The sequence below is a fragment of the Streptomyces sp. NPDC096040 genome (assembly GCF_040303265.1).
GTDB lineage: Bacteria > Actinomycetota > Actinomycetes > Streptomycetales > Streptomycetaceae > Streptomyces.
Genome location: NZ_JBEOTA010000008.1, coordinates 73357 through 94952 on the forward strand (window position 1 = coordinate 73357; position 21596 = coordinate 94952).

19 protein-coding genes and 1 other RNA gene are annotated in these 21596 nt (G+C 69.3%); 13 read left to right on the forward strand and 7 right to left on the reverse strand.

Going from position 1 to position 21596, the window contains the following annotated elements; genetic code table 11:
* Nucleotides 1–49: 49 nt before the first annotated feature.
* Nucleotides 50–241 (reverse strand): hypothetical protein, encoded by a 192-nt coding sequence (locus ABTY98_RS12410; RefSeq protein ID WP_352220843.1) that lies wholly within the window; start codon nt 239–241, stop codon nt 50–52.
* Between the two features lie 247 nt (nt 242–488).
* Between ABTY98_RS12410 and ftsE the strand changes: the two genes are divergently transcribed.
* The 9 genes from ftsE (at nt 489) to ABTY98_RS12455 (ending at nt 8074) form a co-directional block, all read left to right on the forward strand.
* Nucleotides 489–1178, forward strand: a complete 690-nt coding sequence (ftsE, locus tag ABTY98_RS12415; protein WP_307675202.1) for a cell division ATP-binding protein FtsE — start codon at nt 489–491, stop codon at nt 1176–1178.
* Nucleotides 1179–1240: 62 nt separating this feature from the next.
* Nucleotides 1241–2158, forward strand: a complete 918-nt coding sequence (ftsX, locus tag ABTY98_RS12420; protein ID WP_352220844.1) for a permease-like cell division protein FtsX — start codon at nt 1241–1243, stop codon at nt 2156–2158.
* 68 nt (nt 2159–2226) lie between these two features.
* A complete protein-coding gene (locus ABTY98_RS12425; RefSeq protein WP_352220845.1) occupies nt 2227–3396 on the forward strand; it encodes a S41 family peptidase in 1170 nt (389 codons plus the stop codon).
* 80 nt (nt 3397–3476) lie between these two features.
* Nucleotides 3477–4019, forward strand: a complete 543-nt coding sequence (gene smpB, locus ABTY98_RS12430; protein ID WP_352221047.1) for an SsrA-binding protein SmpB — start codon at nt 3477–3479, stop codon at nt 4017–4019.
* Nucleotides 4020–4113: 94 nt separating this feature from the next.
* Nucleotides 4114–4482, forward strand: a transfer-messenger RNA (tmRNA) gene (gene ssrA / locus ABTY98_RS12435).
* Nucleotides 4483–4861: 379 nt separating this feature from the next.
* Complete coding sequence (locus ABTY98_RS12440; protein ID WP_352220846.1) at nt 4862–5014, forward strand: hypothetical protein; 153 nt, start codon at nt 4862–4864, stop codon at nt 5012–5014.
* Nucleotides 5011–6753: a polymorphic toxin-type HINT domain-containing protein gene (locus ABTY98_RS12445; RefSeq protein WP_352220847.1), complete on the forward strand. Its 1743-nt coding sequence runs from the start codon at nt 5011–5013 to the stop codon at nt 6751–6753. The genes ABTY98_RS12440 and ABTY98_RS12445 overlap by 4 nt, the downstream gene beginning before the upstream one ends.
* A 15-nt stretch (nt 6754–6768) precedes the next feature.
* A complete protein-coding gene (locus ABTY98_RS12450; RefSeq protein WP_352220848.1) occupies nt 6769–7371 on the forward strand; it encodes a hypothetical protein in 603 nt (200 codons plus the stop codon).
* Nucleotides 7372–7471: 100 nt separating this feature from the next.
* Nucleotides 7472–8074: a contact-dependent growth inhibition system immunity protein gene (locus ABTY98_RS12455; RefSeq protein ID WP_352220849.1), complete on the forward strand. Its 603-nt coding sequence runs from the start codon at nt 7472–7474 to the stop codon at nt 8072–8074.
* Between the two features lie 78 nt (nt 8075–8152).
* On the opposite strand, the gene ABTY98_RS12460 is transcribed toward ABTY98_RS12455, so the two are convergent.
* The 6 genes from ABTY98_RS12460 to ABTY98_RS12485 form a co-directional block, all read right to left on the reverse strand.
* A complete protein-coding gene (locus tag ABTY98_RS12460) occupies nt 8153–9166 on the reverse strand; it encodes a LacI family DNA-binding transcriptional regulator (RefSeq protein ID WP_352220850.1) in 1014 nt (337 codons plus the stop codon).
* Complete coding sequence (yicI, locus tag ABTY98_RS12465; protein ID WP_352220851.1) at nt 9166–11451, reverse strand: alpha-xylosidase; 2286 nt, start codon at nt 11449–11451, stop codon at nt 9166–9168. Before yicI ends, ABTY98_RS12460 begins: the two co-directional genes overlap by 1 nt.
* An 11-nt stretch (nt 11452–11462) precedes the next feature.
* Complete coding sequence (locus tag ABTY98_RS12470; RefSeq protein ID WP_352220852.1) at nt 11463–12284, reverse strand: carbohydrate ABC transporter permease; 822 nt, start codon at nt 12282–12284, stop codon at nt 11463–11465.
* Nucleotides 12285–13244: a carbohydrate ABC transporter permease gene (locus ABTY98_RS12475; protein WP_352220853.1), complete on the reverse strand. Its 960-nt coding sequence runs from the start codon at nt 13242–13244 to the stop codon at nt 12285–12287. It lies immediately after the preceding gene.
* Nucleotides 13241–14527: an ABC transporter substrate-binding protein gene (locus tag ABTY98_RS12480; protein ID WP_352220854.1), complete on the reverse strand. Its 1287-nt coding sequence runs from the start codon at nt 14525–14527 to the stop codon at nt 13241–13243. The genes ABTY98_RS12475 and ABTY98_RS12480 overlap by 4 nt, the downstream gene beginning before the upstream one ends.
* A gap of 110 nt (nt 14528–14637) precedes the next feature.
* Nucleotides 14638–15963, reverse strand: coding sequence for an MFS transporter (locus tag ABTY98_RS12485; protein WP_352220855.1), 1326 nt, complete (start codon nt 15961–15963; stop codon nt 14638–14640).
* Between the two features lie 84 nt (nt 15964–16047).
* Here ABTY98_RS12485 and ABTY98_RS12490 point away from each other — a divergent pair, with 84 nt between their 5' ends.
* The 4 genes from ABTY98_RS12490 to ABTY98_RS12505 all read left to right on the forward strand — a co-directional run bounded on the left by ABTY98_RS12490 (nt 16048) and on the right by ABTY98_RS12505 (nt 21580).
* The gene (locus tag ABTY98_RS12490; protein ID WP_352220856.1) at nt 16048–17019 is read left to right on the forward strand and encodes a LysR family transcriptional regulator; all 972 of its coding nucleotides are present in this window, start codon (nt 16048–16050) and stop codon (nt 17017–17019) included.
* A gap of 192 nt (nt 17020–17211) precedes the next feature.
* Nucleotides 17212–18150: a hypothetical protein gene (locus tag ABTY98_RS12495; RefSeq protein WP_352220857.1), complete on the forward strand. Its 939-nt coding sequence runs from the start codon at nt 17212–17214 to the stop codon at nt 18148–18150.
* On the forward strand, nt 18150–20345 hold the full coding sequence (locus ABTY98_RS12500) for a bifunctional polysaccharide deacetylase/glycosyltransferase family 2 protein (protein WP_502994205.1): 2196 nt from the start codon (nt 18150–18152) through the stop codon (nt 20343–20345). Before ABTY98_RS12495 ends, ABTY98_RS12500 begins: the two co-directional genes overlap by 1 nt.
* Complete coding sequence (locus ABTY98_RS12505; protein ID WP_352220858.1) at nt 20342–21580, forward strand: acyltransferase family protein; 1239 nt, start codon at nt 20342–20344, stop codon at nt 21578–21580. The genes ABTY98_RS12500 and ABTY98_RS12505 overlap by 4 nt, the downstream gene beginning before the upstream one ends.
* Nucleotides 21581–21596: the final 16 nt, after the last annotated feature.

Sequence of the window (21596 nt, forward strand, 5' to 3'; positions counted from 1 at the left end):
AGCAGCAGCTCCGGGCCCTTCGGTCGCTTTTCTGTGCCTGTGAGCTTCGCTACGCGGTCTGGTGCGCCAGCAGCGCCACCGCGGCGATCAGTACCGCCAGCAGCCCGATCAACGCCATCGGGTTCAGACCACCCAGGAAGTTCTCCTGCTGGAGACGCTCGCGGTTGGCGCGGCACACGGGGCACCGGCCTTCGTTCACGGGCGCCGCGCAGTTCGCGCACACCAACCGGTCGTATGTCATGCGCTCGCCCTCCTTGCACCGGCCATTACCTACACAACGCTCCGCGGAACGAGAACGTTCCCCTCCCACTGTGCCAGGTTCCCCCGGAAAGAGCGCGGCCGTCCGCAGACCTCGCCCCTGCGCTCCGGAGACACTGCCCCGGAATAAAACCCCACAAGCCTCCCCCAACCGTGACCGGCGCCTGCGCTTCCTCACCCGACTCGCGTATGGTCACGCTCATCTACCCCCGGCGACCCGTGGTGCATCCGTGATCCGATTCGACAATGTCTCCAAGGTCTACCCCAAGCAGACCCGCCCCGCACTCAGGGATGTGTCCCTGGAAGTGGAGAAGGGCGAGTTCGTGTTCCTCGTGGGGTCCTCCGGCTCCGGAAAGTCCACCTTCCTGCGGCTCGTCCTCCGCGAGGAGCGATGCAGCCACGGCCAGGTGCACGTGCTGGGCAAGGACCTCGCCCGTCTCTCCAACTGGAAGGTGCCGCAGATGCGCCGCCAGCTCGGGACGGTCTTCCAGGACTTCCGTCTGCTGCCCAACAAGACGGTCGCCGAGAACGTGGCCTTCGCCCAGGAGGTCATCGGCAAGTCCAAGGGCGAGATCCGCAAGTCCGTGCCCCAGGTGCTCGATCTCGTCGGGCTCGGCGGCAAGGAGGACCGCCGACCGGGCGAGCTCTCCGGTGGTGAGCAGCAGCGCGTGGCCATCGCGCGCGCCTTCGTGAACCGGCCCAAGCTGCTGATCGCGGACGAGCCCACGGGCAACCTCGACCCGCAGACCTCGGTCGGCATCATGAAGCTGCTCGACCGCATCAACCGCACCGGCACCACCGTGGTGATGGCCACCCACGACCAGAACATCGTGGACCAGATGCGCAAGCGCGTCATCGAGTTGGAGAAGGGCCGCCTCGTCCGCGACCAGGCCCGCGGCGTCTACGGCTACCAGCACTGACACCGATCCACACGTTCCCGACGCTTCACGCGGTCCACGACGGAAAGGCATAACCCGACGCCATGCGCGCCCAGTTCGTACTGTCGGAGATCGGAGTCGGTCTCCGCCGCAACCTGACGATGACCTTCGCGGTCGTCGTCTCGGTCGCCCTGTCCCTGGCGCTCTTCGGTGGCTCGCTCCTGATGAGCGACCAGGTCACCACGATGAAGGGCTACTGGTACGACAAGGTCAACGTCTCGATCTTCCTCTGCAACAAGAGCGACGCCGAGTCCGACCCCCACTGTGCCAAGGGCGCGGTCACCGAGGACCAGAAGAAGCAGATCCAGGCGGACCTCGGCAAGATGTCGGTGGTCGAGAAGGTCACCTACGAGTCGCAGGACGAGGCGTACAAGCACTACAAGGAGCAGTTCGGCGACTCACCCCTGGCCGACTCCCTCACGCCGGACCAGATGCAGGAGTCGTACCGGATCAAGCTGAAGGACCCGCAGAAGTACCAGGTGGTCGCGACGGCCTTCGACGGCCGTGACGGTGTCCAGTCCGTGCAGGACCAAAAGGGCATTCTGGACAATCTCTTCGGGCTGCTGAACGGTATGAACTGGGCGGCGCGCGCGGTCATGGCGATGATGCTGGTCGTCGCCCTGATGCTGATCGTCAACACCGTGCGCGTCTCTGCGTTCAGCCGTCGGCGCGAGACCGGCATCATGCGCCTGGTCGGCGCCTCCGGCTTCTACATCCAGGCCCCGTTCATCGCGGAGGCCGCCGTCGCCGGCCTGATCGGCGGCACGGTCGCGTGCGGATTCCTGGTGATCGCCCGCTACTTCATCATCGACCACGGCCTGGCCCTCTCCCAGAAGCTGAACCTGATCAACTTCATCGGCTGGGACGCGGTGTTGACCAAGCTCCCGCTCATCCTCGCAACGAGCCTCCTGATGCCCGCGCTTGCCGCGTTCTTCGCGCTGCGCAAGTACCTGAAGGTGTGACGCATGCCAAGAGGGCCGTATGGGCAACCGCCCGTGCGGCCCTCCTGCGTTGTCCTAGACTCACCGGCATGTCAGGCCGAGAGCTGTTCTGTCAGCCCCGCCGGGTTCGCCGGGGGGCGGCTCTGACGTTGGTGTTCGCGGGGCTGTTGGTGACCGGGGCGGCCACCGGGGCGTTTCCCGACCCCGGGCAGACCGACCGGAAGACGCCCACCGGAGCCGCCCGTGCGGCCGACGGGCACGAGGAGGTCGCCAAGGCCGCCGCCGACGCGATGGCCGACGGCAAGTCCCCCATGGAGGCCGCCGAACGGGCCGTGAGCCGCAGCGGGGACCGGTGGGCCGCGGTCTACTCCGAGGGCGAGTACAAGGAGTTCGAGGAAGCGCTCGACGGCCAGTACACCGGTGTCGGGCTGTGGGCCCGGCTGGAACGGGACGGGCGGATCGAGGTGACCAGGGTGCAGTCCGGGTCGCCCGCGGCCGAGGCGGGAGTGAGGAAGGGCGACCGGCTGCGCAGCGTCGACGGGGAGGGCGTCGACGGGCGGCCCGTCACCGACGTCGTCTCGTTACTGCGCGGTGACGCCTCCGACGCCCGCGCCGGTACGACCGTCACCCTCGGCCTCCAACGCGGCACGCACGCGTGGAGCGAGACCGTGCGCCGGGCGCTGCTGTCCACCGACTCGGTGACCGTGCACAAGCTGCCCGCCGGCATCACCGTCATCAAGATCTCCGCCTTCACCAGGGGCTCGGGGGAGCGCGTCCGCGACGCCGTACGGCAGGCCCCCGCCGACGGCGGGATCATTCTCGACCTGCGCGGCAACTCCGGCGGCCTGGTCAGCGAGGCCGTCACCGCCGCCTCCGCCTTCCTCGACGGCGGCCTGGTCGCCACCTACGACGTCGACGGCGCCCAGCGCGCCCTGCACGCCGACGCAGGCGGCGACACGGCGAGACCCCTGGTCGCGCTCGTCGACGGCGGCACGATGAGCGCGGCCGAGATGCTGACCGGCGCCCTCCAGGACCGCGGCCGTGCGGTCGTCCTCGGCTCCCGCACCTTCGGCAAGGGCTCCATCCAGATGCCCACCCGCCTCCCCGACGGCTCGGTCGCCGAGCTCACCGTCGGCCACTACCGCACCCCCTCGGGCCACACCGTCGACGGCCGGGGCATCACCCCCGACCTGGAGGTGGGCACCAGGGCGCTGGAGCGGGCGGAGACGGTCCTCAGCGGCCTCGGCGACCCGTCGTAGACCTCGCGGGACCCGCTGCTAATCCGCTTCCCTCGCACCCCCTCCGTAGTGCGAAAATGGAGGGCACTATGGCCAAGGGAATGTACGTACCGAAAGAGTCCCAGCAGAAGCAGCAGGGGACGGCCGCCAAAGCCAGGGACGGCGAGAAGGGCGGCAAGCGCAAGATCGTCGCGCAGAACAAGAAGGCACGGCACGACTACGCGATCATCGACACCTACGAGGCCGGGATCGTGCTCACCGGCACCGAGGTCAAGTCGCTGCGCGAGGGGCGTACCTCGCTGACGGACGGTTTCGTCCAGATCGACCGGGGCGAGGCGTGGCTGCACAACGCCCACATCCCCGAGTACCACCAGGGCACCTGGACCAACCACTCGGTGCGCCGCAAGCGCAAGCTGCTGCTGCACCGGGAGGAGATCGACAAGCTGGAGGCCAAGTCCCAGGAGACGGGTCACACGATCGTGCCCCTCGCCCTGTACTTCAAGGACGGTCGCGCCAAGGCGGAGATCGCGCTCGCGCGAGGCAAGAAGGAGTACGACAAGCGGCAGACCCTGCGGGAACAGCAGGACCGCCGGGAGTCCGACCGGGCGATCGCGGCGGCCAAACGGCGGCAGCGGAACGCGTAGCCCGCGGGAATAGGCTGGCACCGTCGTGCGTTGGTCACGTACGATGGCACCAACACCAGGGGAAGCCCGGGTGTGCACGTTGAAAAAACAACATGGGGATGATCGGTTTCGACAGCGGATGTCGAGCCAGGGGAAGCGTGTCGAGGAAGCGGCCATGATCTCGTAAACCACAGGCCGAAAAAAATAATCGCCAATACCAAGCGCGATTCCTTCGCCCTCGCTGCCTAAGTAGCGACTTGCGAAGTGTCAGCCCGGGGCTGTTCCCGACCCGGATCCTGGCATCAGCTAGGGAACTAAACCTTGATCCCGGTCACGGGGTGAAGAGGGAAATCCAACAGTGACTGGGCCCGTCGGCGACTTGTTCGCGTGATCGCCGGGGCCGAGAAAATCACAGCGGACTGCACACGGAGAAGCCCTGGTTCCGCACCGTTGGACGCGGGTTCGATTCCCGCCATCTCCACAATCTCCATGTTGCGAGGGCCCGGTGGTCACAGACCACCGGGCCCTCGTCGGTTCCCGGGGCCGGCGCCCGGCGGCCATGTGAAGGTTGATCCCGCTCAGTCAAAAACCCTTTCACAGGTATCGCACAAGTTCACTAAAGTACGGTGCGCGCTGGGCTGAGCCGACCACTCCGCCGCCGCGCACGTCCATCAGCGACCGGGGGAACAGCGTCGCTACGGGGAGGGACACGCAGGCCTGGCCGCCGCCACGGCACCTCACCTCTTCGCGTCAGCCCCCGCCTGCCCTCTCCACGAAGAACGGATGTTCTTTTGCGTTCCAGACCGGGGACCGTGACACTCCTTGCGCGAAAATCCGGCAGTCTCAAGTGACTTGTCCCCTCCGTGCTCGCGCTCGCCGCAGTGGCCGGCTGGCCGGACCTGCCCCACGACCGGGCCGCCGACTTCAGCCCGGTGGCCGACAGTTACGGCGGCTTCGACACCCAGGCCGCCGAGCAGCTCCGCCAGGACCAGTGCCTGATGGCGGAGGTGCCTTGACCGCGGCCAAGACCCAGCTCGACCTGCTCAAGGCCCAGGCCACCGCGGACGCGGCAGCCGCCGACCAGGCGGCCGGCGACGCCGAGGGGTACGCCAAGGACGCCCGGGACTCCGCCGACCAGGCGGTCCTGGACGCGGACGCGGCCCGTACGGCGGCCGCCGAGGCCGAGCAGTCCGCGAAGGACGCCCGCGCCGCGGCCGACCGAGCCGACGCCGAGGCCACCGCGGCCGAGGAGGCGGCGAAGGACGCCCAGAAGTACGCCGAGTCGGCGCAGCAGGCCGCCGACCAGGCGGCAGCCGCCGACGCGAACAAGCAGGTGCAGACCGGAGCCGGGACCGGAACCGGGATCGGCGGCGTGTTCTCCGTCATCGACGACATCAAGCAGAACGGAGAGCCGGAACAACTCCCCAACGAGTGCCACGGCCTGGACTGCAACACGTTGGTGTACAAGGTGCACTTCGACGCGGTGGTCAGCTACTACCTGTGCGACAACCCGGACGTGCCCGCCACCGAGGCCGGCTGCCCCGCCGAGGACACGATCTTCCTCAAGACGCAGACCTTCAAGGACCTGACCAAGACGGTCAAGGTCTCCGCGTGGGACGTGACCAAGGACGTCTGGAAGGGCATCTACAAGTCGATCACCGGCGACTTCACCGGTTGTTACCACAAGGCCACCGGCAGCGGCGACGGGAGCTACGGCGACTGCGCCTGGGCCGCCACCTGGCTCCCGCTCGGCGGTCCGATCGGGAAGATCACCGAAGCGATCCGCGCCGTGGGCACCGCCATGCGTACCGGGGAAGGGGTCCGCGATGCGCTGAAGGCACTGAAGGCGCTGGACGTCGATGCCCAGACGCTGGCCGACATCGAGCGGTCCGTGGACGTGTATGAGGAGGCGCGGACGGCATGCCCGAGGAACAGCTTCCCCGGCACCACCGAGGTCGTCCTGGTCGACGGCAGCCGCAAGGCACTGCGTGACGTGCGCACCGGTGACCTGCTGCTGGCCACCGACCCGGCGACCGGACGTGCTCAGGGCGAGCCGGTCACGCGTACCTTCCACCACACCGCCGTCGACCTGGTCGACGTCACCCTGGTGGACGGCGGCCGCATCACCAGCACACCCGGACACCGGTTCTTCGTCACCGGCCGGGGCTGGACCCTGGCGTCCGACCTGCGGCACGGAGACGCTCTGCGGAGCCCGGACGGAACCCTCCGCACCGTGGCCGCGATGCACGACCGGCACGAGGCGACACCCCGGACGGTGTACGACCTGACCGTGTCCGGCCTGCACACCTTCTACGCGGTGGCGGGCGCAAGCCCTGTCCTGGTCCATAACTGCAACGACCTTGTGGCCGACGCGCGGCAATTCCCCGGGCAGGCCCACACCCTGGACCAGCACACGGCCGGTCTCGTGACCGAGCAGGAGGCCGAGGATCTGGCCAAAGCCAAGACGGCGAAGTTCGGGCGTATCACCGCGAACAGTCTGTTCATCGACGAGCAGACTGCCCAGCAGGTCGTTGACTACGCGCTGGCCAACAACGCGAACCGGATTCGCACGTGGCTTCGGGGATCCACTCCGGACCTCACATGGGAGGGCCATTTTGGGGCGAGGAACTCCCTCGGCAAGGTCTATTACCCGGACGGTAGCGTGAAGGACGCGGGCAACGCGTTCTTCATCAAGCTGGTCCGAGCCAAGGGGCACAAGGCCGGCTACTACGTGCAGACGTGCTATCCGAAGTGAGAGAGGTGAGGGAGCGTGCCACGCTTCACGGAGTTCAACTTCGGTGTGTCATGGGTGATGGGTTTCTTCCATCAGGACGGGTCCCACGATGGGGACACACCCGCTGAAATCGTCGCGAATAACCTCGCGAAGAACGGCGATGAGGAGGCCCTGGCAGTACGCCGCGACGCGCAGATTCTCGGCAACCTCCCGTCGGAGACGCTGGAGGTGCTCTGGGAGGCCGGGGCGGAATACATGCCAAGCTTCGAGTTGGTCGGGACAGGAGCGGAGTGGACGCAGACAGTCGTCGGCCTGTGTGATGCCCGGCTGTCGGCGAAGGGGGACGTACGCCAGCTCTCCGGGGCGGACACGGAGGACGGCATGGACTGCCTCGACGCGGTCGTCGCCGAGATCGAGGGAACACGGTTCCTGGAGGCCGAGGTGCGGGCGGCGCTCATCGACTGCGCGCGCCGCTGCACTCCGGACCTGGCTCTCCGGGTGCTGTTGAGAGCGATCGTGTGTGCCCCGGACGCCTCGCTGTCCCCGGACCAGTATGCGCGGCTGGAGGCCATCGGTTCGGACCTCCGGTACGGCGAGTTCGTGGTGGACGACGTCAAGTTCCTCGTCGAACAGGACTAGTCGGCGGATCCGGGTCCGCAGGGACGGCGTTCCGCTCCGGGAAGCACCCCTTCGGCTACTACGTGCAGACCTGCTACCCGATCTGAGGAGGTGACACACAGTGCGGCGTTTCAGTGACTTCGATTTCGGTGTCTCGTGGGTGATGGCTCTCTTCCACCAGGACTGGATGTACAAGGGTCCCACGGCCGCCGACCTCGTCGCGAAACACCTCGCCGCGGAGGCCGACGGGGAGGTCCTGGCAGTCCGTCGCGATGCCCGGACGCTCCTCGACAACCTCCCCTCGGAGACTCTCGAGGTGCTGTGGAGGGCCGGAGCGGAGTACATACCGGGCTTCGTGGGGACCACCGGGTCCGAGTGGACTCGAACGGTCGTCGGCCTGTGTGATGCCCAGTTGTCGGCGAGGCCGGACGTGCGCCCCCTCATGGGGGCCGACACGGAGGACGGTCTCGCCCATCGGGACGCCGTCGTCGCCGAGATCGAGCGGGTGGAGTTCCTGCCCGCCGAGGTCCGCGAGGCGCTCGTCGACTGCGCGTGCCACTGCACTCCGGACCTGGCGCTCCGGATCCTGGTAAGGGCCGTCTGGAACACTCCGAGACAGTCGCTGTCCGCGGACCAGTACGCCCGGCTGGAGGCCATCGGAGCGGCCCTCCACTACGGCGAGTACGTGGTGGACGCCGTCAAGTTCATGGTGGATCAGGACTAGTCGGCGCTTTCGGTTCCAAACCGACGGCGTTCCGCTCCAGGGTGGCTCCCGGAGCGGGACGCCGTTTCGTGTGTGTCGTCAGAGTGTCTCGCGCGGTGCCGTGCTCGCCCGCTCCGTCAGCCGGGGTGCGAGCAGCGTCGCCTCCGGTACCTCCGGGTCGCCGTCGAGCTTGCGCATCAGCAACTCCGCGGCCTGTTCGCCGAGTTCGGTGGTCGGCAGGGCGACCGAGGTGACCGGGACGCGGAGGCCGGCGGCGAGTTCGTCCGGGCAGATCGCGGTGATCGACAGGTCCGTGGGGACGCGGAGGCCGAGTTGCTCGAAGGCGTCGATCAGCGGCTCCAGAACCGCCTCGTTGTGGACGACGACCCCCGTCAGCGCCGGTTGCTCGCGCAGCAGTTGCTCGGCGACCCGGCGGGCCGCCGCAGGCGTGGCCTCGCAGGGGTGGACGGAGGACGCCATCCCGTTGCGATCGGCGGCGGCCGTGAAGCCCTGGACGACCCGCTGGGCGAACGCCGTCTCCCTGACGTACACCTCCGGCGGCGAGCCGACCAGCGCCACCACCCGGTGCCCGAGCCCCGCCAGCCGCTCCACGCACAGCTCACCGGCCGCCCGGAAGTCCAGGTCGACGCAGGTCAGGCCTTCCGGCGAGGCCGGGAAGCCGATCAGTACCGACGGCCGCTCCAGTGCGCGCAGCAGCGGCAGCCGGGGGTCGTGCAGCTGGACGTCCATCACGATCAGCGCGTCGACCAGGGCCGTGTCGGCGACCCGGTGCAGCCCCTCCTCGCCCTCCTCCTGGGTCAGGAGCAGCACGTCATGGTCGTAGCGCCGGGCGGTGGTCACCACCGAGATCGCGAACTGCATGACGACAGGGACGTGGATGCCGGTCCGTAAGGGGATCACCAGGGCCAGCACATTCGAGCGGCTGCTGGCCAGGGCGCGGGCGCCGGCGTGCGGACGGTAGCCCAGCTCGCGGATGGACGCCTCGATCCGCCGCCGGGTCTCCTCCGATATCGGGCGCTTGCCGCTGAGCGCGTAGGACACCGTGCTGGGGGAGACCCCGGCATGCCGGGCCACGTCGGTGATCTTCACCATCAGCCCAGCTCCAGGGAGAGAAACCCGGTGCCTGCCTGGGCGCGGGCCGTCCGCTCACCGGCCGCCAGGGCCCACGCTGCCGCCGGGTCGCTGCACGAGGCCCGCAGCGTGTCCCCTTCGCGTACGACGGTGAAGGTGACGTCCCCGACCGGGACCGTGACCCGCGCGCCGCGTTTCAGGCCGTACGCCCGCAGCGTCACCCCGTCCGTGTGGTCGTAGTCCGGCCGGTCCGCCACCGCGCCGACCGGGATCACCGCACCCGGCCGCACCAGCAGCGGCACGCTCAGGAAACCGTGCCGCTCACGCACCCAGCGCGGCCCGGTCACGGTCGCCCCGGTCGCGAAGCACGTCCAGACCCCCTCGGGGACGTAGTACGAGACCTCCCCCTCGTCGCTGAACACCGGCGCCACCAGCAGATCCGGGCCCAGCATGTACTGACGTTCCAGATGCGCGCAGCCGGGATCGTCCGGGAACTCCAGCACCATCGCCCGCATCATCGGCGTCCCCTCCGCGGACGCGGTGCGCGCGGCCTCGTACAGGTACGGCATCAGGCTCAGCTTCAGCCGGGTGAAGTGCCGCAGGACGTCCACCGACTCCTCGTCGAACAGCCAAGGCACCCGGTACGACGACGAGCCGTGCAGCCTGCTGTGCGAGGACAGCAGCCCGAAGGCCAGCCACCGCTTGAACAGCGCCGGCCTGGGCGTGCCCTCGAAGCCGCCGATGTCGTGGCTCCAGTAACCGAAGCCGGACAGGCCGAGCGAGAGCCCGCCACGCAACGACTCGGCCATCGACTCGTACGTCGCCTCGCAGTCGCCGCCCCAGTGCACGGGGAACTTCTGGCTCCCGGCCGTCGCCGACCTTGCGAAGACGACCGCCTCGCCCTCGCCCCGGTGCTTGCGCAGCACGTCGAAGACGGTCCGGTTGTAGAGGTAGGTGTAGTAGTTGTGCATCCGCTCCGGGTCCGAGCCGTCGAACCAGGCCACGTCCACCGGTACCCGCTCCCCGAAGTCGGTCTTGAAGCAGTCGACACCCTGCGCGAGAAGGGCCTCCAGCTTGCCCGCGTACCAGTCGCGGGCCGCCGCCGACGTGAAGTCCACCAGCGCCATCCCCGGCTGCCACAGATCCCACTGCCACACGCTTCCGTCCGGTCGCCGCAGCAGGTGTCCCAGCTCCTTCCCCTCGGCGAACAGCGGCGACCGCTGCGCGATGTACGGATTGATCCACACGCACACCCGCAGCCCGCGCTCGTGCAGCCGCGCCAGCATCCCCTCCGGATCGGGGAACACCCGGGGGTCCCACCGGAAGTCGCACCAGTTGAACTCCCGCATCCAGAAACAGTCGAAGTGGAAGACGGAGAGCGGGAGTTCACGCTCCCGCATGCCCTCGATGAAGGACGTGACGGTCTTCTCGTCGTACGACGTCGTGAAGGAGGTGGAGAGCCACAGGCCGAACGACCAGGCGGGCGGCAGCGCCGGGCGGCCGGTGAGGGCCGTGTACTTGCGCAGGATGTCCTTCGGCGTCGGGCCGTGGATGACGTAGTACTTCAACTGCTGTGATTCCACGCTGAACTGGACCCGGGACACCGCCTCCGAACCGACCTCGAAGGACACCTTTCCCGGGTGGTCGACGAAGACGCCGTAACCCGCGTCGGTCAGATAGAAGGGGACGTTCTTGTAGGCCTGTTCGGTGGCCGTGCCGCCGTCGGCGTTCCAGACGTCGACGACCTGGCCGTTCTTGACCAGCGGGCCGAAGCGTTCGCCGAGGCCGTAGACGGACGTGCCGACCCCGAGGCCCAACTGTTCCCGCAGGTAGTGGGCGCCCGTGGCGGCGTCCCGCATGATCCCCATGCCCTTGGGGCCGCTGGAGGTGAGGGTGCGGCCGCCGGAGAGGAAGTCGAGCCGCCAGGGCGCGGTCCGGCTCAGCCGCAGCGTCAGCGAGCCGGAGGTCAGGGTCGCGTACTCGTCGTCGTACGACACCTGCGACGCGCTGTGCCCTTCTGGGGGGCATCCCCCAGACCCCCGGACGGCCCGATGCAGCTCGAACTGCGGGCCGCGCGGCCGCTCGCCCTCGAAGTGGGTGAAGGTGACGCCGATGACGTCGGGCATCGGCGTGTGCGCGCTGATCGTCACGACCGGTCCCTTCAGCAGGTCGCCGCGGTGCCGGATGGGCTGCGTCGGCGCGTGGATCTCCAACGTGCCTTCGGTGGCGGTGACGTCTAGGACCTCGACCGGATGGGCCGCGGTGACACCCTCGCGCAGCAGCCAGTAGCCGTCGGTGAACTTCACTCACGTACCCCCTACTTGACGGCGCCCACGGCGATGCCCCGGGTGAGCGTGCGCTGGAAGACGAGGAAGAAGACGATGGCCGGGAGCACGCCGAGCAGTGCGGCCGCGTTGGTCATCGTGGCGTCCATCAGGCGCTGGCCCTGGAGGACGCCGAGGGCGACGGACACCGTCTGGTTGTCGTTGGAGACCAGCATGACCAGCGGCAGCAGGAACTCGTTCCAGGTCCAGATGAAGAAGAAGACCAGGAGGACGCCCAGGGTCGGGCGGCTGACCGGGACGACGATCCGGACCAGGATCTGCCACTTGTTCGCGCCGTCGATCCGGGCCGCCTCGACGATCTCGCGCGGGAACTGCCCGAGGACGGAGGAGAGGAGATACGTCCCGAACGCCGACTGGATCACCGTGAACACGATGATCACGCTGAGCCTGGTGTCGTACAGACCCGCCTGCTTGCTCAGGTAGTAGAGCGGATAGACCAGAGCCTCCTGCGGCAGCATGTTGGCGAGCACGAAGAAGGCCAGGACCCAGGTGCGGCCCCTGATCCGGCCGATGCCGATCGCGTACGCGTTGAGGACGGAGAGGGCGGCCGCGAGCACCGCCACCGAACCGCTGACGACGACCGAGTTGACCAGCTTCCGGCTGTAGTCGACCCGCTGCCAGAAGTCCTTCAGGCCGTCCAGGTAGAGGCCGTGCGGGAGGCTCAGCGGCCCGTTCTGCGAGTACTCCGCCGGGGACTTGATCGCGTTCATGGTCACGATCAGAAACGGGACGACCATGAAGAGCGCGCCGAGGCAGAGGGCGAGGAGGACGGGGTAACGGCGTAGAGCGGTCATTCAGAGATCTCCGTCCTCCGCGCGGTTCTGCAGCTTCAGGCCGGTCAGGGACAGCGCCAGGATGATCACCGTGAGGACCGTGGAGATCGCCGAGCCGTAGCCGACCTGGGTCTTCTCGAAGAACGTGGTGAAGGAGAAGTAGGAGGGGACGTCGGTGGCGCCGCCCGGGCCGCCCTTCGTCAGGACGTACACCGCGCCGAAGACCTTGAGCGCGGCGATCGTGCACCAGGTCAGGACGACGTACACCTCGGGCCGGATCTGCGGCAGCGTGATGTGCCAGAAGCGGCGCCACCAGCCGGCGCCGTCCAGCTCGGCCGCCTCGTACAGCTGCGGGTCGACGCGCTGCAGCCCCGCCATGAAGACGACCAGTGGGAAACCGATCTGCACCCAGACCAGTACGCCCATCACGGTGTAGAGGGCGAGATCGGGGTCGCCGAGCCAGTCCTGCTGCCATCCACTCAGGCCGATGGCCTTGAGGAGCGCGTTGAGGGTGCCGTTGTCCGGGGCCAGGATCCAGCTCCAGACGATGCCGGCCACCGCCACCGGCAGCACCTGCGGGAGATAGAAGCAGGCGCGCAGAACGGCGGCGATCCGGGTGCCGAAGTGCTTGCCGACGTGGTCGAACAGGGCGGCGGCCAGGACCAGTCCGAGCGCGGTCGGGAGCGCGGCCATCGCGACGACCATGAAGAGGCTGTGCCGGAAGGACGCCCAGAACTCGGAATCGTGCAGCAGCTCACGGTAGTTGGCGAGCCCGGACCAGCGCGGGCTGCCCACGCCCTGCCAGTCGGTGAAGCTTACCCCCGTGTTCATCAGGAACGGGACGACGACGACCGCGAGGAAGGCGAGGGCGCCGGGGAGGAGGAAGAGGGCGTAGGAGTCGCGGGGGCGGCGCGGGTGGGCTGCGGGGCGGGGGCGGCGCGCATGGTCCCTGGCGCGCCGCCCTTCGAAGGTCACCGTCACTTCGAGCCCTTGTCGTACGCCGACTGGAGGTTGCTCAGGTAGGCGTCCGGTTTCTCGCTCCCGGTGATCAGCTTCTGGGTCTCGGAGACGAGGGTGTCGTAGAAGCCGGCGACCGGCCAGTCGGGGTAGAAGGCCAGGCCGTCGCGTCCGGACAGGGTGTTGAAGTTGGCGATGAGCTGTTTCGACTTGGCGTCGGTGATGGCACTCGCGTCGGCCGCGACCGGGACTCCGCCCTTGTTGCCGAGCAGGTTCTGGATCTTCTTCGACATGGTGATGTCGATGAAGTCGTAGGCGAGATCCTTGTTCCTGGCGTTCTTCGGTACGACCCACAGGTTGCCGCCGGAGCCGAGGGTGAGGTTCGAGCCGGGCCACAGGAAGCTGCCCCAGTCGAACTTGGCCTCCGACTGGAAGCGGCCGTACCACCAGCTGCCCGAGAACAGGATCGGCGCCTTGCCCTGGATGAAGGAGACCCCGGCCTGCTCGGCGGTCGTACCGGACGACGTCTTCGCGATATACCCCTTCTTCACCCAGTCGGCGAAGGTGGTGGCCGCGTATGTCCAGGCGGTGTCGTGGAAGTCGACCTTGCCTTTGTACAGCTCATAGGCGTCGACCCACGAGCGGTCGGCCTTCGACAGCGCCAACTGGTACAGGTACTGCTGCGCCGGATATTCGGAGCCCGCGTTGGCCAGCGGGGTGACCTTGTGCTCGACGAAGGTGTCCATGGCCGCCGTCAGGTCGTCGAACGTCTTCGGCTCGGCGATCCCGTACTTCCTGAACAGGTCCTTGTTGTAGTAAACCATCGTGTACTCGGCATAGTTGGGCACTCCGTACCACTTGCCGGAGCCCATCACACCGTCGGCGTCGTACTGGCTGGTGGTGCGCACACCCGCGCTGAGCTTCTTGTCCCAGCCGCGCTCGGTCGCCTCGGCGGTCAGATCGGTGAGCAGTCCCTGCTTGGAGAGGAGGCCCGCCGTCGCGTTCCCCTTGTTGTACTCCATCAGGTCGGGGGCGTCGGAGGAGTTGAGGACCATCTGCGCGGTCTTCTGGATCTGCTCGAAGCTCTTCTCCTCGTACTTCACCTTCACGCCCGGGTGGGACGCCTCGAACTCCTTGATCGCCTCGTTCCAGGCGATGCCCATCGCGCTGTTCGGGGCCTCGTAGTGCCACAGCCGCAACGTCTTCGCGTCGGACGTGCTGCCGCCCGAGCCGCCGCAGGAGGTCAGCAGCAGCGATCCGGAGAGGATCACCGCAGCGGCCGCCATACGCCTTCGTGCCGTCAACATCCAGTGCCTCCAGGGGAGTCGGATGGATGGTGCTCGTCCCGCGTCGAATTGGTTCGATGCCGGATGTCGAAGCGCTTCGACGGGGAAGGTAGGCGCGGGCTGTGAGGGCGTCAATGGGTGCGGCCGGAATTGGAGGAAGCGATTCGACTGGGAGAAGCGATTCGACTGGCGGTGCTGACGAGAAGGGCTACGAGGGCTGCCGCGGCCGGGGCGGCGAACGCGCCCGTCGGCGAGACGTGGTCCGCCGCCCAGCCGCCCACCGCGGAGCCCCCGGCGATGCCGGTCAGCAGGGCGGTCACGACCAGGCTCATCCCCTCGTTGAGCCGGCCCTCGGGGGTGTGGTCCTGGACCAGGGCCATCGCGGTCACCATCGTCGGGGCGGTCGCCATACCGGCCACGAGCAGAGCGGGCGCCAGGGCCCAGAGGCTGTCGACGGCGCGGGCCGCGAGGAGGGGGAGGGACATCAGGGCAGCCATCGCCAGCAGGCATGACGTCAGCCGCCGTTCGGCCCCTCCCGTCGGCTTGAGCGCCCCGTACACCAGGCCCGCCGCGCAGGACCCGGCCGCCTGGAGGGCGAGAACGGCGCCGGCCGCCGAACGGTGGCCCTGGGCGTCGGCGAAGGCGATCGTGACCACCTCCATCGAGCCGAACACCGCGCCGGTCGCGACGAAGCAGGCGAGGAGGGGGAGGAGGGAAGGGAGTCGCAGCGGTTCCGTTCCGGTGCGGGTGACCCGGGGCGGTGGCTCGGTGGCCCGCTGGGCGGTGAACACCAGCATGCCGGACAGCAGCAGGACCGCGCCGACCAGTGTGCCGGCCTCCGGGAAGAACGTGCCGGTCAGGAAGGACGCCAGCACCGGACCGAGCATGAAGCACAGTTCGTCGGCGGCCTGTTCGAAGGAGTTCGCGGTGTGCAGGGCGTCCGGGTCGGCGCGCAGCAGGTGGGCCCAGCGGGCGCGGGACATGCCGCCGAGGTTGGGGGTGGTGGCGGTGGCCGCGTAGGCGGCGAACAGGGTCCAGTCCGGGGTGCCGAGGCGGACACAGAGCAGCAGGGCGAGGCTGCCGAGTACGGCGGTGACGGTGGCGGGTACGGCGACCCGCGCCTGGCCGTACCGGTCGACGAGCCGTGCCACCCAGGGGCCGGCCACCGCCGTCGCCGCGAGGCCGGTCGCGGTGACGGCGCCGGCGAGGGCGTACGAGCCACGGGCACCGGCGATCATCACGACCGCGCTGACGCTGAACATGCCCATGGGCAGCCGGGCCAGCAGATTCCCGGCGGTGAAGGCGCGGGTACCGGGGAGGGCGAAGAGGCGGCGGTAGGGGCCGGACGGGCGGGAGGAGCCGGCCGAGCGGCGGGGGCCGAAGTCGACGGTGACGAGGGCGTCGGCGGTGACGGTGTGGAGGATCTTCCGGGGGCTCGGCTCAGTCGGATGCGGCATGTCCATCACCGTCGCCCAGGGCCGATCAAGGGGTCCAACACCTGCTCGGTGCCGATTCACGCACCTGTGTTGTAAGTTCGCGTGATGTCAGCGACTGAGCACATCGATCCCCGGTTGCTGCGCGTCTTCGTGACCGTCGCCGAGGAGTTGCACTTCACCCGGGCCGCCGCCCGGCTGTACGTCGCCCAGCAGGCCCTGAGCCGTGATGTACGGCGGCTGGAGCGGGAGTTGGGCGCCGAGCTGTTCCTGCGGACCACCCGGCAGGTCGCCCTGACCGCCGACGGTGCCCGGCTGCTGCCGTACGCCCGCCGGGTGCTGGCCGCCCAGGACGCGCTGCTCGCCGCGTTCGGGCAGGCCCGTCCGTTGCTGGTGGACCTCAACTCCCCGGGCCTGGAGACCGGCCGCCGGGTGCTGCACCGCGCCCGCGAACTCGCCCCCGACTGCGAGCTGATGGCCCGCTACGAGAGCGGGCTCACCGGAGCGGCGGCCGAACTGCTCGCCGGGCGGCTCGACGCGTCCTTCGGGCGGTTCGCGGGACTGGATCCAGCACTGCGCTCCGGACTCGAACAACAGCCCGTACGGTTCGAACGAATGGCCGTAATCATTCCCTCCGACCACCGGCTGGCGGGCATGGAGGCGGTGCCGCTCGCCGCGCTGGCGGGCGAGACGGTGTACGCCGGCGCCGGGAACGAGCGCACCCTGGAATGGACTGACCTGGCCTTCTGTCTCTTCGAAGGGCGGGGCATCGAGGTCGCACCGCCTCTGCCGCTGGCCGTCGGGGAGGAGGAATTCGAGCGCATCATGGCCAAGAACCGGAATCCGATCCTCGGGGTAGTGGGATTTCCGGCCATACCTGGGACGGTCTCGCGGCCCCTTGTCGATCCCGTCCCGTTGTCGCCCGTGTCGCTGGTGTGGCGAAAGGGGCTGGTCCATCCGGGGGTGGACGCGTTGCGGCGGGCGGCCGCCGAGATCGGACGGGCGGAAGGCTGGCTTCAGCGCCCGGCCGGGGGATGGATTCCAGCCAGTGATCAAGATGTGATGGACGACCACAAATGACACATCGAGAACACGGCATCCGCTCGTGCGCTAGCTTCATGGCCCCGAGCACGGAGAGCTACATGGGGGCGTTCGGAACCGGGTGGGGGCCCGGGGCCGGTGACGTGTGCTCGGGTTCGTCAGCGCGCCCGGAACAGTCCCGTGGGGGGATGTATGCGCGTGAAAAATTGGCGAGAAGAAACCCAACCGGAATTGCCCCAGGCGGCCTTGGACGCCCGGGATGTGCCGCTGGCGGGAGGAGACGGGCCGGGGGAGACCGCCCAGAGCGCCGACGGTTCCTCGCTGACCGGGACGACCGGGATAGCCGGGACGACCGGGATAGCCGGGATAGCCGGGACGACCGAGGTGACCGAGGTGCTGCGGGTCGGTGCGCTGCGGGATCCGTGGGGCGGGGCCCCCGGCGATGCGGCGGGCGCGGCCCCGGCCGATGCGGAGGCTCCCTTCTCTGCCGGGGAGCCGTCCGCTGTCTCGGACCCGGACCGGGCGCCCGTCCCGAACGACGTCGGTGCCGTGCGTATACGGCCGACCGGTGCGCCGGACACCTCCGACGCGCCGGTCTTCGTGGACGAGTCGGGGCGCCGCAGCCGCCGGTTCCGCAGGATCGGGATGGCCGTCGGCCTCGCCTGCGCGGTCTACGCGGTCGTCATCGTCGTAACCCTGCTGTCCGGCAGTTCCGACGCACCCTGGCTGCCGGTCCCCGGGCAGAACCACGACCGGCCGGCCGGCAAGGTCGACCACTCGCCGCATCCCGCACGGTCCGCCCGGTCCTCGGGCGACGGCGCCTCGGTGGCCGGTCCGCCCGTCGGGAGCGACGGTACGAGCCCGTCGGTCCGCGCCTCTTCCCGGGCGCCCGGAGCGGGGAAGAAGGAGGCCGGCCGGCCGAGCGCGTCGGCGTCCGCGCAGCCGACGCGACCCGCCGGGACGACGGTCTCCTCGCCGAAACCGGGGTCGTCGTCCGTGGCGCCCTCGCTGTCCTCGTCGGCGCCCACGTCGGACGCCCCGACCCCGCCCGCGTCGTCGCCCCCGGCCTCGCCCAGCGATTCGGCCGCCCCGACCGGCGGCCCGGTCGCGGAGGGCGCGGCCCCCCGGCCCGGCACCGGCACCCTCGCCCCTTCCGACCCCGTCCTGTGATGCCACCCCGTACCCGCAGCCGTACCCGTCGTCATGGGACCGCCCCCGGCCCCACCGACGGCTCCCGGCGCCGCCGCCTGCCCATGCGTCTGACGCTGCCCGTGCTGGTCCTGGTCGCCGTGATGGCGATGCTGATGCTGCGCGGCTACGTCCACAGCGAGATCCTCGCCGACCACCGCGTCCGCCCCGAGGCCTCCTCCGACCAGGTCCCGGAGAAGATCCTGGACGGCGGCCCGGTCATCGACACGCGAGGCGGCCGTACGACGTCGCTCCGCATCCCCGACCACCACCTGGTCCTCACCTTCGACGACGGCCCCGACCCGACCTGGACCCCGAAGGTCCTGGACATCCTGAAGAGGCACCACGCGCACGCCGTCTTCTTCGTCACCGGCACCATGACCTCCCGCTATCCGCGGCTGGTCCGGCGCATGGTGGCCGAGGGCCACGAGGTGGGCGTGCACACCTTCAGCCACCCCGACCTGTCGTACCAGTCCAAGCGGCGGATCGACTGGGAGCTGTCCCAGACCCAGCTGGCGATCACCGGCGCGGCCGGCATCCGTACGTCCCTGTTCCGGCCGCCGTACTCCTCCTTCGCCGACGCGATGGACAACCTTTCCTGGCCGGTGACGCGGTACATCGGCAGCCGCGGCTACATCTCGGTCGTCAACAACACGGACAGCGAGGACTGGCGCAAGCCGGGCGTCGACGCCATCATCCGCAACGCGACCCCGCACGGCGGCAAGGGCGCGATCGTCCTGATGCACGACTCGGGCGGCGACCGCCACCAGACGGTCCAGGCCCTGGACCGCTTCCTTCCGCTGCTCCAGCACCGCGGCTACACCTTCGACAACCTCACCGAGGCCCTGAACGCACCGAGCGCCCACACCCCGGTCACCGGCCGCGACCTGTGGCAGGGCCGGGCATGGATCTCCCTGGTCCAGGCGGCGGACGGCGTCACGGACGTGTTGGTGGCCGGCCTGGCGGTGGTCGGCGCGGCGGTGCTGGCCCGGTTCGCCCTGATGCTCTGGCTCTCCTTCGTGCACACCCGCAGGGTCCGCCGTAAGGGCTTCCGCTGGGGCCGCCCGGTGACGGAACCGGTCTCCGTCCTCGTCCCGGCCTACAACGAGGCCAAGTGCATCGAAAACACGGTCCGTTCACTGATCGCGAGCGAACATCCGATCGAGATCCTCGTCGTCGACGACGGTTCGACGGACGGCACGGCGCGGATCGTGGAGGACCTGGACCTGCCGGACGTCCGGGTGATCCGCCAGGTGAACGCGGGCAAGCCCGCCGCCCTCAACAGGGGCCTCGCCAACGCCCGTCACGACATCGTCGTGATGATGGACGGCGACACGGTCTTCGAACCGGCCACGGTACGGGAGCTGGTCCAGCCTTTCGGTGATCCGCGGGTCGGCGCAGTCGCCGGCAACGCGAAGGTCGGCAACCGGGATTCACTGATCGGCGCCTGGCAGCACATCGAGTACGTGATGGGCTTCAACCTGGACCGCCGTATGTACGACGTACTGCGCTGCATGCCGACGATTCCGGGCGCGGTGGGCGCGTTTCGCCGTACCGCCCTGGAACGGGTCGGCGGCATGAGCGACGACACCCTCGCCGAGGACACCGACATCACGATGGCCATCCACCGGGACGGCTGGCGGGTGGTGTACGCGGAACGGGCACGGGCCTGGACGGAGGCCCCGGAGACCGTCTCCCAGCTCTGGTCCCAGCGCTACCGCTGGTCGTACGGCACCATGCAGGCGATCTGGAAACACCGCGGGGCGCTCCTTGACCGGGGCCCGTCCGGCCGCTTCGGCAGGGTGGGACTGCCCCTGGTGTCACTGTTCATGGTGGTGGCCCCGCTCCTGGCCCCCCTGATCGACGCGTTCCTCCTCTACGGCATCGTCTTCGGCCCGACGCAGAAGACGATCGGCGCCTGGCTGGGCGTACTGGCCGTCCAGGCGCTCTGCGCGGCCTACGCCTTCCACCTGGACCGAGAACGCATGACCCATCTCATCTCGCTCCCCCTCCAGCAGATCCTCTACCGCCAGCTGATGTACGTCGTACTCCTCCAGTCCTGGATCACGGCCCTCACCGGCGGCCGCCTGCGCTGGCAGAAGCTGCGGCGCACGGGTGTGGTGGAGGCGCCGGGCGGCGGGGCCGGCGGCACGGCGAAACGGAGGCAGGCGGCATGACACAGCCCGAGACGGGCCCGGTCGATAGGGCCCAGGTCGGGACGGCCTCGGTCGGGACGGCCTCGGTCGGGACGAGGAAGGGCGGAACCGGCCGGGACCGCTACCTGGACCTGCTCCGCTCCCTGGCCCTGCTCCGCGTGGTGGTCTACCACCTCTTCGGCTGGCCCTGGCTGACCATCCTCTTCCCCTCCATGGGCGTGATGTTCGCGCTGGCGGGATCGCTGATGGCCCGCAGCCTGAACCGCCCGGCGGCGAACGTGATCCGGGGCAGGCTCCGCCGCCTCCTCCCCCCACTCTGGCTCTTCAGCGCGGTCCTGCTGACGCTGATGTACACGGCGGGCTGGCACCCGCTGAAGGACCCGGACGTCGGGAGCGGATGGTCCGGCTGGGGCCGGCTGATCGACTACTTCATTCCGATCGGCGCCCCGCCGTACCCAGAACACCTGGGCTCGGCATCGGGCTTGCTGGACGACACCTGGGCGGAGCAGGCGGCGGGTCCGCTGTGGTACCTGCGCGCGTACCTCTGGTTCGTGCTCCTGTCCCCGCTCCTCCTGCGGGCGTTCCGCAAGGCGCCACTGCCGACGGTGCTGGCGCCGCTGGCGCTGACGGCGGTGGTGGGCACGGGATGGGTGCGGATCCCCGGCGAGACCGGCAACGCGGTGACGGACTTCGCGGTGTACGGCGGCTGCTGGATCCTGGGCTTCGCCCACCACGAGGGCGCCCTGGCGCGGGTCCCGCGTTATGCGGCGGTCTCGCTGTCCTGCCTGGTGATGGCGCTGGGCCTGTGGTGGGCGTCGGGCCACCAGGGCCCCGACGGCTGGGACCTGAACGACATCCCACTGGCCCAGGCGTGCTGGTCCTTCGGGGTTGTGGTGGTGCTGTTGCAGTACTCCCCGTCATGGAGTGACCTACCCGGCCGCCTCCGCCGCTGGGACAGACTGGTGACGCTCTCCAACAACCGCGCGGTGACGATCTACCTCTGGCACAACATGCTGATCATGGCCACGGTCCCGCTCATCGACCAGGCCTACAACCTGCCGTTCATGGAGTCCGACCGAGCGGCATCCCTGCTGGACTCGACGTACGGCTTCTGGATGTTCGTGGTGGTGTGGCCACTGATCGCGGTGACGGTGGTGGCGTTCGGGTGGGTGGAGGATGTGGCGGCGGGGCGGAGGGCGCGGGTGTGGCCGGACGGGGGCGGGGGGCGACGGGGGCGGGCTCGCCGACGGGCGTGAATTGTCGGTCGGGGTG